Annotated in this window: 13 protein-coding genes; 7 read left to right on the forward strand and 6 right to left on the reverse strand. The window is 43.1% G+C overall.

Annotated elements, in window-relative coordinates; translation table 11 throughout:
• Positions 1 to 2 precede the first annotated feature (2 nt).
• From WR49_RS07520 to WR49_RS07530, 3 genes are all read right to left on the reverse strand, one after another.
• Complete coding sequence (locus tag WR49_RS07520; RefSeq protein WP_046223597.1) at positions 3 to 1,694, reverse strand: SgrR family transcriptional regulator; 1,692 nt, start codon at positions 1,692 to 1,694, stop codon at positions 3 to 5.
• Positions 1,695 to 1,857: 163 nt separating this feature from the next.
• The gene (locus WR49_RS07525) at positions 1,858 to 2,091 is read right to left on the reverse strand and encodes a DUF3389 domain-containing protein (RefSeq protein ID WP_046223598.1); all 234 of its coding nucleotides are present in this window, start codon (positions 2,089 to 2,091) and stop codon (positions 1,858 to 1,860) included.
• Between the two features lie 89 nt (positions 2,092 to 2,180).
• On the reverse strand, positions 2,181 to 2,606 hold the full coding sequence (locus tag WR49_RS07530) for a hotdog fold thioesterase (RefSeq protein ID WP_017058313.1): 426 nt from the start codon (positions 2,604 to 2,606) through the stop codon (positions 2,181 to 2,183).
• Positions 2,607 to 2,773: 167 nt separating this feature from the next.
• Here WR49_RS07530 and WR49_RS07535 point away from each other — a divergent pair, with 167 nt between their 5' ends.
• Entirely contained in the window at positions 2,774 to 3,562 is a 789-nt protein-coding gene (locus WR49_RS07535) for a M48 family metallopeptidase (RefSeq protein WP_046223599.1), read from the forward strand.
• Positions 3,563 to 3,646: 84 nt separating this feature from the next.
• Here the strand turns inward: WR49_RS07535 and WR49_RS07540 are convergent, their stop codons facing one another.
• The gene (locus WR49_RS07540) at positions 3,647 to 4,729 is read right to left on the reverse strand and encodes a site-2 protease family protein (protein WP_046223600.1); all 1,083 of its coding nucleotides are present in this window, start codon (positions 4,727 to 4,729) and stop codon (positions 3,647 to 3,649) included.
• A gap of 357 nt (positions 4,730 to 5,086) precedes the next feature.
• On the opposite strand from WR49_RS07540, the gene WR49_RS07545 reads away from it, so the two are divergent.
• The 3 genes from WR49_RS07545 (at position 5,087) to WR49_RS07555 (ending at position 9,624) form a co-directional block, all read left to right on the forward strand.
• On the forward strand, positions 5,087 to 6,328 hold the full coding sequence (locus WR49_RS07545; protein ID WP_046223601.1) for an outer membrane protein transport protein: 1,242 nt from the start codon (positions 5,087 to 5,089) through the stop codon (positions 6,326 to 6,328).
• 23 nt (positions 6,329 to 6,351) lie between these two features.
• Positions 6,352 to 8,760 carry a VolA/Pla-1 family phospholipase gene (locus tag WR49_RS07550; protein ID WP_046223602.1) on the forward strand — a complete coding sequence of 803 codons (2,409 nt, stop codon included), beginning with the start codon at positions 6,352 to 6,354 and terminating at the stop codon, positions 8,758 to 8,760.
• A 306-nt stretch (positions 8,761 to 9,066) separates the two neighbouring features.
• The gene (locus WR49_RS07555; protein ID WP_046223603.1) at positions 9,067 to 9,624 is read left to right on the forward strand and encodes a PhnA domain-containing protein; all 558 of its coding nucleotides are present in this window, start codon (positions 9,067 to 9,069) and stop codon (positions 9,622 to 9,624) included.
• A 93-nt stretch (positions 9,625 to 9,717) separates the two neighbouring features.
• Here the strand turns inward: WR49_RS07555 and WR49_RS07560 are convergent, their stop codons facing one another.
• Entirely contained in the window at positions 9,718 to 10,632 is a 915-nt protein-coding gene (locus tag WR49_RS07560; protein WP_017058319.1) for a LysR family transcriptional regulator, read from the reverse strand.
• 249 nt (positions 10,633 to 10,881) lie between these two features.
• On the opposite strand from WR49_RS07560, the gene WR49_RS07565 reads away from it, so the two are divergent.
• From WR49_RS07565 to WR49_RS07575, 3 genes are read left to right on the forward strand one after another with little or no spacing between them, the layout of a single operon-like run.
• The gene (locus tag WR49_RS07565; protein WP_046223604.1) at positions 10,882 to 11,094 is read left to right on the forward strand and encodes a DUF1656 domain-containing protein; all 213 of its coding nucleotides are present in this window, start codon (positions 10,882 to 10,884) and stop codon (positions 11,092 to 11,094) included.
• A 10-nt stretch (positions 11,095 to 11,104) separates the two neighbouring features.
• Positions 11,105 to 11,965: an HlyD family secretion protein gene (locus tag WR49_RS07570; RefSeq protein WP_046223605.1), complete on the forward strand. Its 861-nt coding sequence runs from the start codon at positions 11,105 to 11,107 to the stop codon at positions 11,963 to 11,965.
• A gap of 13 nt (positions 11,966 to 11,978) precedes the next feature.
• Positions 11,979 to 13,334 carry an FUSC family protein gene (locus WR49_RS07575; RefSeq protein WP_046223606.1) on the forward strand — a complete coding sequence of 452 codons (1,356 nt, stop codon included), beginning with the start codon at positions 11,979 to 11,981 and terminating at the stop codon, positions 13,332 to 13,334.
• Between the two features lie 122 nt (positions 13,335 to 13,456).
• Here WR49_RS07575 and WR49_RS07580 read toward each other — a convergent pair whose 3' ends face one another.
• Positions 13,457 to 14,746 (reverse strand): DEAD/DEAH box helicase, encoded by a 1,290-nt coding sequence (locus WR49_RS07580; protein ID WP_046223607.1) that lies wholly within the window; start codon positions 14,744 to 14,746, stop codon positions 13,457 to 13,459.
• Positions 14,747 to 15,039: the final 293 nt, after the last annotated feature.

A 15,039-nucleotide genomic window follows, 5' to 3' on the forward strand; every position in this document is an offset into this window, starting at 1 on the left:
TTTCAATCAACTTCAGGTTTTACCCAAACTTGGCTAAAGTCGAACCACCCTAATGCATTACACTTAGCGTTTTGCAGTGTACCGCATTGGTCTTTGTTTACGCCTAACCAACAGTGGAACATCGGTATCAATTGATTACTTTGTACGAGTTGTTTACCAAGTTGTCTTGCTGGGAATTGTTCAAACTCACCGGATCGCCAACGATCAATCATATGGCACCACTGATCAAAATCTTCCGCAGGGCTCGATTCATCCAGAAAGCTGTAATCCATCAACCAGCAGGCCAACGCGTCATCTCGGTTGTTGGCAATACCCATTGGGTTAATCCAGATATCAACATTGTCGGCATGTGGAGGATCGGTTTCGTAACCGAAAAGTTCAACATCAACATTGTATTGCTTCAATACAGTGAAAATGGCTTTAGCAAGTGTTGGGAACATTGGGTGTTGGCATTGATACGCCAATTTTATGCTTGGTTTAACACTTGCTGGTGGACAAACAGGTACCTTTAACTTGATGTCATACCAACCGGGTTTGATCCCGTAAGCATGTAACACTCCCAAGTCTATAACTGTCTCTTTTGGAATATGTACAAACAAGTCAGAGGCATTCAACGCGTTCGACAGAAACTCTGCCCATGCTGGATCTTGTGCAATGCCCTTTTTTCTATTCAACAGCAAATACGTACAGCCCGGATCAAGCTCTACTTCATCGCTATCACCACGATCAGCCATTATTGGTTTAGAAAGGCTTGGGTAAACCATCGACGAATAGGCTTCATCAACAACCCAAACTTCCACCCGATCGATCAACGGCCTAAAACCAAAGTATCCATTGAAAGCCGTTAGAACGAGTTGTTTTTCGTCATTCTTTTCAATGCGATATGGGCCAGTACCAATTGGACGAATATCGTAATCTTCACCACGTAAAATCATCGGCAGAGTCACTTTTGCGACTGATTCGGTGAGCGCGAGGGGGAAATATTTATCTGGACGCGTTAGAAAGACATCAACCACACAATTTGCAGGTGATGAGACATCTTTAATATGAGAGAACATATTGAGCGGTTCGAGTAAAAGCAGCGTGTCCACGACGTGACTCGTCAATAGCGGTTCGCCATTATGAAAACGGACGCCCGGCCGCAAGAAGAATCGCCATTGATTGTCGTTAATCTTTTGCCATGAATGCGCGAGATCAGGCTGTAGCTGATCGTTCTCATCTAAGCGAGTTAACCCACTGAATACCTGACAAGCGATGTGTTGCTCAGAACGTCGCATCGATTTGGTTGGATTGAGCATGGAGAGCGGACGGTAGTAAGGTAAACGAATAACTTGTTCACCTTCTTGGTACTGAACGCCCAGGTAATTTTGAATAACTTGAGTAAGCTTTGCGGCATTGTGGTCAAGTACCGATAGCGCTTGCCCGATTTTACCTTCTTCTAAGTAGCGGCGTGCTAAGTTTTCACTAACATCGCACCGATTTTGCTTAAAGATAAGTTGAGACAATTTACCGCGACCCGCTGCAGGTAACCACTCTACCCAACCTTCTTCTTCAAGCTTGTTCAGTACCATTCTGGCATTACGACGCGTACAACAGAGCACATCTGTTATGTCGTCGAGCTGAACATCAGAATCTTTACCATCGAAGTATTCAAACAGAGTTTCAAATTGAACGCGAAGTCTTGGGCTGCTCATAAAGAGGAAAACTTATTCAAAGGATATTGAATTCAGTTTCCCTATTTTATGAGCCAAAATCAATCGGACTTATGCTATTTTACGGAGATATTGTGAATATGGTTTAGTTTAGTGGCCTTTATAGAGAGGAAAAAGCGGAAATAAACGCAGTTATAACCAGTAATTACATCACATCGCAGCCGATTTCATTGGCGATGTCACGAAGCTGTTGTTCGTTGTCTAATTTTATTGACCATTTGCACTCAGAGCCATTATCCGAAATCACGTTTGCCCCTTTTCCGATCAGCTGAATTGCATCAACTTGAGCTTGCAATGTGACTCGATACTCTCCATCCAAACGAACAACCAACTCATGCGCCGTTGCGATGACTTTTCCACTTTTAAACGTTATGACCATGGATTTCTCTAACTAAAATAAACAGTGTGTAAATGAGGTTTAATCAGGTGTGGTTAGGATGATTACTATGCCTCACCTTGCTCGCAGAACTAACGTTTATGCTTTTTCACTGCGATGGTCAAACGGCTTGTGCAAACCAAGCGTTGACGTTCATCAGTGATGTTTATCTGCCATACTTGAGTAGATACGCCCAAGTGAATAGGCTCGGCAGTGCCGATAACGTGCCCTTCGCGCATTGATCTTACATGGTTAGCGTTGATGTCTAGCCCTACGCAATAGTAACCATCGGGTACGCAGAAGTTTGCTGCTAGTGACCCCAGCGTTTCGGCTAAAACTACCGATGCGCCGCCATGAAGCATACCGAGTGGTTGGTGGGTGAAATGACAAACCGGCATGGTTGCCACCAAGGAGTTATCGTTAACCTCAGTGTAAACAATGTTGAGGTGCTCAATTAAGGTATTTTTTGAGGTCGCGTTGAAGATCTCTAGATCAACGGGCTTTTTCCAAATACTCATGTGGGTTCCTTAATTATTACTTTGTTAGTGCGTGAGCCTCTTTGATTAACACTAATGGTGTTCTAGCGATAATAATGGTCTTAAAGACAATAGTTATCTTACAGCTATTAGTTATTACGCAAGTTGATGTTAACATGCATAAAAACCGAATACACAGAGGATATTGTATGACGTCATGGACGAAGTTTGCCTCGCTTTTCACTCTTGCAGGCCTAACTGCGTGTAGCGCTTCCCCGACAGGAAGAAACCAACTACTTCTTTTTTCAGATAAAGATATGTCTCAGCTTGGAGCACAGTCTTTTGAACAAATGAAAAAAGAACAACCCATCAGCAAAGATGCCAAAACTAACGCTTATGTACAGTGCGTAGCGAACAGCATCACTCAATATATTCCTAAACAAGGTTTTAGTGAATGGGAAGTTGTTGTGTTTGATAGCGACCAAGTGAATGCGTTTGCCCTACCTGGCGGAAAAATTGGCGTATACACGGGTTTGCTTAATGTTGCGATAAACCAAGACCAACTGGCAACGGTTATCGGACACGAAGTTGCACACGTTTTGGCGGACCACAGTAATGAGCGTTTATCTCAGTCTCAAATCGCTAATACTGGTTTATCAATTACCAGTGTTGCGTTAGGAGCATCAGAATACAAACAGTACCAAGGAATGACAATGGCAGCCCTAGGTTTAGGTGTTCAATACGGGGTTATTCTACCGTATGGCCGAACTCAGGAATCAGAAGCCGATGTTGTTGGTTTAGAATATATGGCTCAGGCAGGGTTCGATCCTAAACAGAGCGTCGACTTGTGGCAAAACATGGCGAAAGCATCAGGTGGTAGCCAACCGCCAGAATTGCTGTCTACGCACCCTTCCCACAGTACACGTATCAAAGATCTACAGGCGACGATAAAGACGTTACCTCAATCGGGTTCACCAAGACCAAATTGCAAAGCGTAATCTAACATTTGTTTAGACGCTAAACTTCGAATACAAAAATGCCCTATCCATATTGGTTAGGGCATTTTTTGTTTTTGATTCTTGTTAAGTGCCAAGAATTTGCAATGGTAGGCTTAATAGCTGATCACCAGTAGATGCAAAATACCAGATAACACCGATCAAGCTACTCACTAGACCCACATACCAAACAAACGACACGACTTGACCGTATTTGTCTAATGGCAACAAGTGACTGTGGTAACGCCCTTTCCATTCGAATAGTATTTCCACACTGCCCATAATCAATAAGAAGCCAAACAGGGTCAAATTCAACTGATAACTCAGTACCACGCCAGCAATAGCGGCTGCAACACACAGGACAATACCAAGCACACTGTTCATCGAAAAACTGATACTTTTTAGTACATGTCCGCCATCGAGAGGCAAAATCGGTAATAGATTAAACAGGTTTAATAAAGCGTTAAATACCGCAAGCCCCGCGAAGAACATTTCGCCAGTCGCCCAGTACAACACCATAAATATCAATGACAATATCAAGCCAAACAATGGTCCCATGATTGAGATAACCACATCTTGCCAGCGTGTATTAATCTTTTCATCAGATAATGCCAAACCACCAAGGAATGGTATCAAATAAATGCCCTTGGTCTTCATTCCAAAGTATTTCATTGCTCTGATGTGCCCATATTCATGGAACATTAAACAAGCAATCAAGGCTAAAGCGAACTGAATTGAAAATAGCCATGAGTAAGCGGCTAAACTCGCAGAGGCAAGCACCACCTTGATTAACTTGGCACTCTTGAGGGCTTTCATTCCCAGCGACACCAACCCGATTAAGCTAAAACGCTTCTCTGGTTTTGGTGCGACAACCGGGGTTTGTTGCTCGATATCTTTGGTGTTTCTATTGCCTTCGGTAACGGTTTGGCCATTCACGGTCGCTTTATAGGTCATCTCAAACGGTTGCCACTGAACTGCCGCCTCAACGTGACACTGCAACGTTTCTTCACCTGCGCGCAGAGTAAATGCATGGGTTCGAGCGTCATCTTGATCTGTGGTTGCGTCTAATTGGGACACCAAAGTATTGTCCCAATACAACTGTTGCCACCCTGCCATTGACCCTTCTAAACGAAGTGGTTTACCAAGAAACTCTATCGCGAGTAATTCCAAACTAAAATTCCAATTTAATGACTTTCTAAATAAAAGAGCATTATGCCGATTTAGCGATTAGCGGTAAACACAAACAAATTTGTTACATATTGAGCTATTGAGCACTATTCGTACCGCAACGATGCATAAACACTCTGGTCACACCTCCAATCATTAATAAACTATTGATTATATTTGTATTATCGATGTTAAAGTGCCGCCCCTTTAAAACATAACCTCACAAAATCACAACTATTTCTTTGACTTTATATTAAACATGATTTTAACATGCCATTTACATTAGAGCTTCAACACCAACAATGCTCAGTGTGTTTTCAAACCATAATAACGAAATTCGATGCCCTAGGAGGGTCAAGGATGAAAACAATACAACGCTCTCTCGTTTCGCTTTCTGTGCTATTTGCATGCAATTCACTTGCGGCTGGCTTCCAAGTTGCTGAGCATTCTGCCTCAGGTCTTGGGCGCGCATTCTCAGGTGAAGGCGCTGTAGCCGATAACGCGAGTGTACTAGCGAGAAACCCCGCCGCAATGACCCTATTTGATACAGCCCAATTTTCAGGCGCGGTTTCTATCGTTGATCCAGAGGTTAATGTGTATGACGTGGACAATAACGAACACTCAAAAGATGTAGCACCACTACAAGTCGTTCCAGCAGCCTATTATATCAGCCCTATCAATGATAACTGGGCTTGGGGTATCGGTATGTTTACAACTTATGGTGTTGCAACCGATTACCCAGATGATATTTCTGTTGGTGATATGGCTGGCGATACTTCACTCCTTTCAGTCAATATCAACCCTAATGTAGCTTACCGCATTAATGAACAATTCAGTGTGGGTGGTGGTATTAACTTGGTATATGCACACGCAGAGTTAACTCGCCACAAAGGCTCACTTGCCCCGCTATTTGGCCCTGGCAGCAAGAAGTCAGACAACCTTATTGGTATGGAGGGCGACACGTTTGCTTGGGGTTGGAACATTGGCGCGTTATACGAGCTGAATGAAAACAACCGTTTTGGCTTTGGTTATCGCTCTAAAGTGGACCTTGACTTTGATGACGGTGAATTCAGCAGTTATGACTCTGGTATCGCCAACGCTGCAAAAGTAGATGGCCGTTTGCAGATTTCTCTTCCGTCTATTATCGAACTTTCGGCATTCCATCAGTTAAACGAAGCGTGGGCGATCCACTACGGCTGGCAACAAACAGACTGGAGCACATTTAAAGAATTAAAAGCAACCAGTAAAGATTGTGCTGGTGGAGTGTGCCTCTTCAAACCTGAAAAATACGAAGACAACAACAGATACTCCTTCGGTGGTACATATACTCTGAACAATCAATGGACACTTCGTGCGGGTATCGCCTATGACGAACAAGCCGGTGAAGCTACATTGAGTATCCCTGATAGCGATCGTTTTTGGTACAGCGCAGGCGTGACTTACGCAATGACAGAAAACCTGACCTTTGATGCTGGTTTTGCTTTCATTAAAAGTAAGTCTGGTTCATTTACTGAAACCGATGCCGCAGATCAAGAGATCACCTTTGATTCAGAAGGTACAGCGTACATCAGTTCCGTACAAATGAACTACACCTTCAATTAATTAGGATTAACGGAGTAAAACCAATGAAACATACGTTTAAACTATCGCTGCTTTGTTCTGCAATCCTACTTACAGGTTGTGGTGACGATACCTCTAGTTCAGGCACTTCTGATACCGTTACGTTTGAACCAGAGGTTCAAGCGCTTCTTGACCGCAACACATCGATTAGCTTTACATTGCAAGGTGCAGATGCAGACGTTCCTGCACCATCTTATTTATTGATGGATAGCGCAGACGGAACACTTGGCCTTCCAACAGGTGGTGATGATGCGTTGACCAATCCCCTCGCAGCCATGAACACAATGGATGGTTGGTCTACGTCTATGCCAATCGTTCTTAACTTCAATGGCGATGGTTTTGCTGACGGCCTTGTTACTTCTGGTGTCAGCGTTATTAAAATAAACCAACGTCTTACCGATTGGGATGGCGCTTCAAACCCAATCGAAAAAGTACTTACGCTGGGTACGGACTATGTTGTACAAGCGAGCGGTAATTCTCTATACATTCAATTTATGAACTCTTTGGACGAATCTGGCGAGTACATCTTCGCGGTAACTCAAGCGATTCAAGACGTAAACGGAAATCCTATTGGTACATCAGGAAGCTACGCAACAGGTAAAACGAAAGAGATCGTTTATGAGACTGGTGACCTAGCTTCAGTACAGGCAGCCACGACAGCAGTTGAGGGTATTTTTGGACTCGCAAGTGTCAACCCTGCTGATATTGTTTACTCATCATGGTTCAGCACACAATCTGTAGGCGATACGCTTGCCGCAGTAAAAGGCGTCACGGCAACCGGTTTTGCTACTGGTGCTAATACGTTAAATACTGTGTACAAAAACGACGCAAATGAAGGTGCAATTGACCTTTCTACTGCATATACTCTGACAATGGGGACGACACAAGATTTTATTACAGCACTTGATGCTGATGAAGACTTTAACAAGTACGTTAGTGACTTGGATGCAGCTAAAACAGCAATCAAAGGCTTATATGCTGGCGCCGCTGTTGCGGTGAATGTGACGCAAGGTGTGGCAAAACTGCCTCATTATATACAGAAAGGTGCTGACTGGAACATGCAACCAATGGTTTCTGCAATGCCTAGCCTTGCAAAAGTCAGTGCTGCACTAGCGGATGAAAGCGAACAGGCAAATATGGTTCAACAGCTTTCTACAGGTGTATTTGCCGATGACCCTGTAGATGTCACTAAGTTAGCTACGGAACCGACAGAGCAGTTAAAGCTTGTTGGTTCGACTCTGTATCTAACGGACGGAACACAGCTGGATAGTGACCGTATTATCAGTCGTTATTCACCTGTACCAGTGGTCAAATCACTCGAAGACGTCGAGTTCTTGTTGTTTACACCGCAAACTGGCACACCTACAGATGTCGTGATTTATCAACACGGTATTACATCAGCAAAAGAAAATGCGTACTCTTTTGCGTTTAATATGGTAAAAGCAGGTGTTGCTGTTATTGCAATCGATCTACCAATCCATGGTACTCGTAGTTTAGATGATCAACGCTCCGCCAACGTAGATGTACTGGCTTACCTGAATCTTTCTAACCTTGCAGTGGCGCGTGATAACCTTCGCCAAAGCGTACTCGATGTACTGGGTTTACGAGCAAGCTTGGTCGTTTCTGCGCAAGCTGGCTTATTAGCTAAAAGCCCACTTAGCGGCTTCAATCCAATGGCTGGTTCAAAAGTTAAAATGCTTGGCCATTCGCTTGGCGGTATCGTTGGCACTTCAGCAGTTGCAGCCGCAAACAATACGTTGGGTAGCCCGACAGCTGATGCACTTTACACGTTCAGCGGTGCATCTATCCAAAACGCGGGTGGTCAAATTGGTAACCTGCTACTTGGGTCGCCTAACTTTGGACCCCAAATCAAGCATAACCTAGCGTACGCAGCTTCAACAGATTACGCGAGCTATGCAGATGCATCATGTGCAGACTTGTCTGACAAAGCGTGTTATGAGGCATTTGAACAAGTAGCGAGCGAAGCCCAACTAGCGGCACTGAATACTGGTTTCTCTAGCTTTATCTATGCTGCGCAAACTACGCTGGATACAGTTGATCCATTTACCAATGCAAGTGACCTTGTCTCAAGTGGCTCACTATCAACACCATTCTTCATGACAGAAGTAGATGGTGACAATACCGTACCAAACAATGTTGCAAAAGCACCATTTGCGGGTACTGAACCTCTTGCGGCTAAACTTGGATTAACAATAGTGAACAGTGCTAGCACGACGGTATCTCCTTCTGCTAGCTTTGTTCAGTTTGATGCGACAGCAACACACAGTACGTTTGCATCCCCTGGGGGAACACTAGCTGACTTAGACCATCATGTAGAAATGCAGATGGAAAATGCTGACTTCCTAGTGGATGATTTGCTAATTGGTATCACCAATACCTCAGTACTTAAGTAAGTATATCTAGCTATACCAAAGCCCAGTTTCGGACTGGGCTTTTCATTTCATCGCTACTCAAACCCACTAATATTTCTTCTTTGTCTAACTCACTTGTTCTAAGACAAAAATATCTATGCGCGTATCGACCTTAATTGCTACTTCACTACTTCTTGCCGCTTGCGGTATCAGCTAATATCTTACATCTCGGATCCTCTTGAGTTAGAATATTGTAGGATCTCGCTTTTAATTCTTTAATACCCTTTTATTTTTCGGGATAAAGTGGATAATACCGCCACCAAAAAACATTACTAATGTGAGTCCATTATGTCTTCTGAAGCTACGATGCTAGAACGCTGCCAATCTAAATGTGAACTATGTGGTTCTGATTCTTCTCTTACTGCATACGCAGTACCGCCACACAGCCACGTAACAGTGGATCACGGCATCATGGTATGTGACAAATGTCTTGGTGAGATCGACGATCCTAAAGACATCAACCACTGGCGTTGCCTAAATGACAGCATGTGGAGCCAGGAAGCGCCAGTTCAAGTAATGGCGTGGCGTCAACTTACTCGTCTGAACACGGAAAGCTGGGCTCAAGACGCGCTAGACATGATGTACCTTGAAGAAGAAACATCAGTTTGGGCACAAATCGGCATGTCTGCTGATGACAAGCCTCTTGACGTGAACGGCGTTGAACTTAAGAAAGGTGACGACGTAACAGTAATCAAAGACCTGCCAATCAAAGGTACTAACCAAGTGATTAAGCAAGGTACTGTTATCCGTGGTATCAGCGTTGGTGACGATCCTAAGCTTGTTTCTGGTAAAACAAACGGCGGTCAATCAATGTACGTAATCGCTGAGTTCTGTCGTAAGAAGTAATCTTACTTCAAGAAAGTGATAGAAAATGAAAAGGCGCTAATGAGCGCCTTTTTTACATTCTAAATTGCCAACAAATTAAAGCAGTTAACATTCTTACCCATTAAAGCTATCAATAAGGTGCTCTCGATAGCGTTTGATAACTGACACCAAAGAGCCTTTTATGTCGCAGATCTGTTTTGAATGCGGACACCATAAGGCAAAACCAAACTTGAACCCTTCCACCATCTGCGCAGAATAAATCGGCTCGATTGAGTGTTTCGAAAATTCAGAATCAGTAAAAAATGCCTTAGGAAGTAGTGCCCATCCTAGACCCTCTTCAAGCATTTTAATAACTAACGCGAGCTGATCAATTTCTTCGTAGTCAGAGCTCACGATAACCTTTTCAGACAGCCCTTCATCAATTAGAGATTTTAATACGAACTGTTTAGAATTCCTGAGTGCCACTAAGACCTCATCTCTGTTTACATTAGAGAGCTCTCCGCCTCTTTGCCCGAATGGGTAAAACTCAAAGTGCCCTAGGAATGTAGAATCTAGACTATGCATTGCCCTACTATGGTGAACATTCACAAGTCCAAAGTGATATTCTCCACTTTGTATCCCTTCCTTAATTTCGTTCTTATTCTTAACCAAAAAATTTACTCGCATCATCGGAAAGTCGAGTTTTAACTGCTTACGAATATCAACGAGTACGCGTTGTGGAATGACACTCGAGTAAGCAATAGTAATGTTCTCCAATCCACCATAAGACAGGCTTAACGCAACCTTATCAAAAGTCCTCGCTTGCTCAATCGTCTGTTTTGCATAGTGGTAGAGCAGATGCCCATCGTCGGTTGGCTCAACAGAGCGACCCACTCTTTTAAAAAGAGTGACGGCGAGGTGATCTTCCAAGTTAGTAATAACTTGTCCAATGGTTGTTCGGTGCTTATTAAGCTTTACTGCTGCTTTACTAAATGACAATTGCTCATAAACGGTCACAAACGCGAGAAGTTGTTCAATACTAAAATTCATTCTATTGTACTGGCTTCCTTGATTATCAATTTCATCTATGACGAAAAGATCAGTTTACTACTTTTTGACAAGAATAAAGTCAAATTCGACAGGCTAAACGAGCTTAATTTGTATAATTTGCAACCGACCCTCATCTATAGCGACCATAATTCGGCGACTTTTGATGGACCCAATCCTCTATAAGCGATTATTGAAATTACACCAACTGCATTATCGTCATATCTATCGGAGCGAATAGAGAACAACACAATGAACACAATGCCACATGAACTCGTGTGGGGGGAAATCTACTTTCCACCGCTGTTACTGGTTATCGCACTCGCTTATATGTTGACGGTCTTAACAGGCTCAATCGCAGTTAGGCTCGGACTACATAAGTATGTCGCGTTTCCTGCATTAGCGGAATTGAGCTTAATCGTTATTTTTACTGGCGTTATTGGCCAATTCATTCCCATTTTATAAGGCCTTCTCCTTGATTAAACGTTATCTCATCACATTACTATTGTTCGTTGCTGCAGGCTTTGTGGTTTATAGCTATTACCAATCTTATACCAGTAACCCTTGGACAAGAGATGGACAAGTCAGTGCCTTCATCGTTTCTATTACTCCACGAGTCACTGGGCAAGCTGTCAAAATCCACGTGGATGACAACTCTAAGGTGTCTAAAGGTGACCTTCTTTTTGAAATAGACCCTAGCATCTATAAAGCGGCTTATCGAAAAGCACTCGCAACACAAAAACAGGCGCTTGCCTTGCTCGCCAAAGCAAAGAACGAAGAGCAACGAGCGTTGAACTTAGAGAAAAGAACACCAGGTGCCGTGTCCGTACTAACTCTCAACAACTTAAACAATGCCGTTCAAACAAGCAGCGCAAACGTCGAACTAGCAAAAGCCAACGTTGAAGAAGCGGGTTTGAACCTTGAATACACAAAAGTCTACGCGCCAACCAACGGTTACATTACTAACTTAAACTTACGTGAAGGCTCTCAAGTGGTTGCAAACTCGCCAGTTGTAGCATTAATCGATGAAGATAGTTTTTGGATTGAAGGTTATTTTAAAGAGACCGATCTCGTAGGGGTAAATCCGCAAGATAAAGCAATGGTCACACTCATGATGTACAAAAACGTTCAATTGAAGGGTCATATTAAAAGCATTGGATTTGGTATTGCTAAACAAGATGGCAGCACAGGCAATGATCTGTTGCCTAATGTTAACCCTAACTTCCAATGGATACGTCTTGCTCAACGCATTCCTATTAAAGTCGAGCTGGACAAGGTACCCAAAGACATACAACTGCGCGTTGGCATGACTGCCTCTATCAAAATTATCAAGTAATTGGGTGATGCTTATGTTCAGTACGTCTACAAAAGAAGCAATTAAAGCCGCCCTTTCAATTGTTATCGCGATTTGTCTCGCTCTATGGTTCCAATGGGAGAAACCCTATTGGGCAGCGATTGCCGTTGCAGTAATGGCATTGAACGAAAGCTTTGCCCACTCAATTAACAAAGGTCATAACCGGTTAATGGGAACCCTGCTAGGGACTGGTTATGCCTTTTTCTTAATTGCGATGTTTTCACAAGATCGCTTTCTATTCCTAACGTTTTTTACTTTGTTTCTAGGAGTATGTATTTTCATGTCGAGTGACGAAAAGTATGGATACATATTCTCGATAGGGTTCGCTGTATGTTCGATCATCTCTTGTATGGGCGGTTTCGATAGCCAAGTAACGTTCTACTTTGCGGTCTTACGTATACAAGAAACGCTGCTTGGCGTTATAACTTTCTCCATTATTTATCGCTTAGTGTGGCCTGTAAATACGGAGCAAAACTTTGTGCAGCGCTTTGAAGTGAGTAGAGAAACATTGATTACAGCAATGCGCAATACAGAAAGCTTAGATATAGAAGCCTTAGAATCCAATATCGCTAATATTGATAAACTTTATCAGCTTTTAGATTTACCATTAAATGGCAGTTATCATCTCAAAGAGAACATTAAAGACTGGCGTTTACGCATTAATGAAATGGCTCACATTCAGGCTCGACTACTTGAGCTTGCTTCTGATGAGCTCGAGCCCATTATTGACTGGTCAAGTCTGATTAAAAATATGGAGAGACTAGAGTTAATCGCACCGAAGTTGTCATTGATTGGTGATGTGTCGAATGTAGCCTGTAAGAGTCGAGACTTCACTTGGCATTACGAACATCGTACCTTTGTTCAGCATCTGAATGAGGATGGGAGAAAAGTATTACAAGGTGTATCAATGTTTGTAACGTCTCTATTGATTTGGATATATTTACCAGTACCGGGTGGTTTTATCTTCCCAATGATTGCAGGAGTATTTTCTTCCGTGTTACCGACGATGCCACCCAGTGTTATCAAGGATGCTTTTTTCGGTGTGCTAGGTACTGGAACTATTATTTTGCTTCAATACATCTTTATTATGCCGATGATGAGTGAGCTATGGCAGTTAGCACTATTCTATTTCATTAATTGCGTGGTGATATGGAAGGTGTTCGCAACACCTAAGCTTATGATTCATAGAATACTTGGCATTAACTTGTTGGTTGTTCTGACATCTGGTGCTCTCAACCTCACGCCAATATACCAGATTGAAACACCATTGCTGATGTTAACCACTATCCTAATCTTATTGATGATCTCCAAGCTATTCACTGATCTATTTAGAGTAAAATCCAATTGCTAATTGGAATTACTCACCAAGTCTAAGCTCTAAGCGTTTAGCAAAGCAGCGATGTATATCGGTACAATAAAAACACAAAAGGCGCAATTAAGCGCCTTTTGAATGTCTTGTTTACTGACTCTCGATCAGTTGTTGTTCAGCCACACATCTTGATTAGTTTGTGCTTTTTTCTTTTTCTTCTTTTTACCTGTGCCAGCCGGTGGCGCAACGGGTTTCAATGCTGCAACCAGTTCAGCGGTTGTTTCTTCATCCACTTCAAAGCCTTCGATTTGCTCACGCTCAAGTCGAATTTTGTTCTTCTTCTCGATGATGGTGAAGTGATGGTAGTCTTCGTGATCGATCAGCGATAACGCAAGGCCAACTTCACCTGCACGACCACTTCGGCCGATACGGTGCATGTAGTCTGATGGGCTACGCGGTAAGTCAAAGTTGATTACTACTGGAAGCTTTTCGATATCCAGACCACGTGCCGCGATGTCAGTTGCGATCAGAACGTCGATCTCGCCAGATTTAAAATCTTCAAGGATACGAGTACGTGAACCCTGCCCTTTATCGCCGTGGAAGACTTCTGCAATGATGCCGCGTTTGTATAGCTTATCTGCTAGGTGCTCACAGCTGTTTTTCGCATTGACGAAAATCAAAGCTTGGCGCCATTCGTGTTGCTGAATTAGGTGCGCTAGCAATGCTGTCTTACGGCCTTTTTCTACTTCAAATACACGCTGAACCAATGTGCTCGCGTTGGCACTTTGAAGTTGCACTTCAATCGGATCATTCAATAGTTCGTGAGTTAATGTTTTAACTTGCTCAGGGAACGTCGCAGAGAACAACAAGGTTTGCTTCTTGCTCGGCAATAGTTTCAAGATCGCGTCGAGTTCTTCTGTAAAACCAAGGCTTAGCATTCGGTCAGCTTCATCAAGCACTAACGTTTTTACTTTGTCTAGCTTGATTGCGTTGCTTGAAATGAGATCAAGTAGACGACCCGGTGTTGCCACCAAGATATCTGTGCCGCCACGTAGCGCCTGCATCTGAGTATTTACTGATACACCACCAAACAAACAAACCGTTTTAATCGCGCCATTGAAATGCACAGCGTAAGATTTAACGCTGTCTGCTACTTGCTTAGCAAGTTCACGCGTAGGAACCAAGATAAGGCCAGAAACAAAGTTACCTTTGCCTGAACGACGGTCCAGAGGTGCATCTTCATGAATCTTTTGTAACAGTGGAAGTGCAAATGCTGCGGTTTTACCTGAACCGGTATTTGCGCCTGCAATTAAATCGCGTCCTGCTAACACACTTGGAATAACTTGCGCTTGGATAGGCGTTGGCTGTTGGTATTCAAGCTCAGATAAACGAGCCATCAAAGGTGAGATTAAGCCAAGATCAGAGAAGTTGGTTGGTGTCGTGGTGTTAGTCATTAATTGCGGAACTCAAAGCTAAAATAATAGCGCGCTATATTAACGTATTTCAGCAGTATTACGTAACTAATTTGCCCCCTTTCCCAAAGGTTTAAGCGATTAAGCCCCAACAAAGCAGTCCAAGATATGAAGTAATCGATTTCAAGTGAGTTGTGAACACGGTATCAGCTTCACGTTTATGTCGCTTGCCTCTTTTGAGAACCAATTTTGTAAACGTGCACTCAAATTCAGGTCCCCTTCTTTCAGATACAAAAACGCCAGCTTCTGAAGCTGGCGTTTTAAATTCTGTATTT

The sequence above is a fragment of the Vibrio sp. ECSMB14106 genome (genome assembly GCF_000972265.1).
In the GTDB taxonomy this organism is placed as follows: domain Bacteria; phylum Pseudomonadota; class Gammaproteobacteria; order Enterobacterales; family Vibrionaceae; genus Vibrio; species Vibrio kanaloae.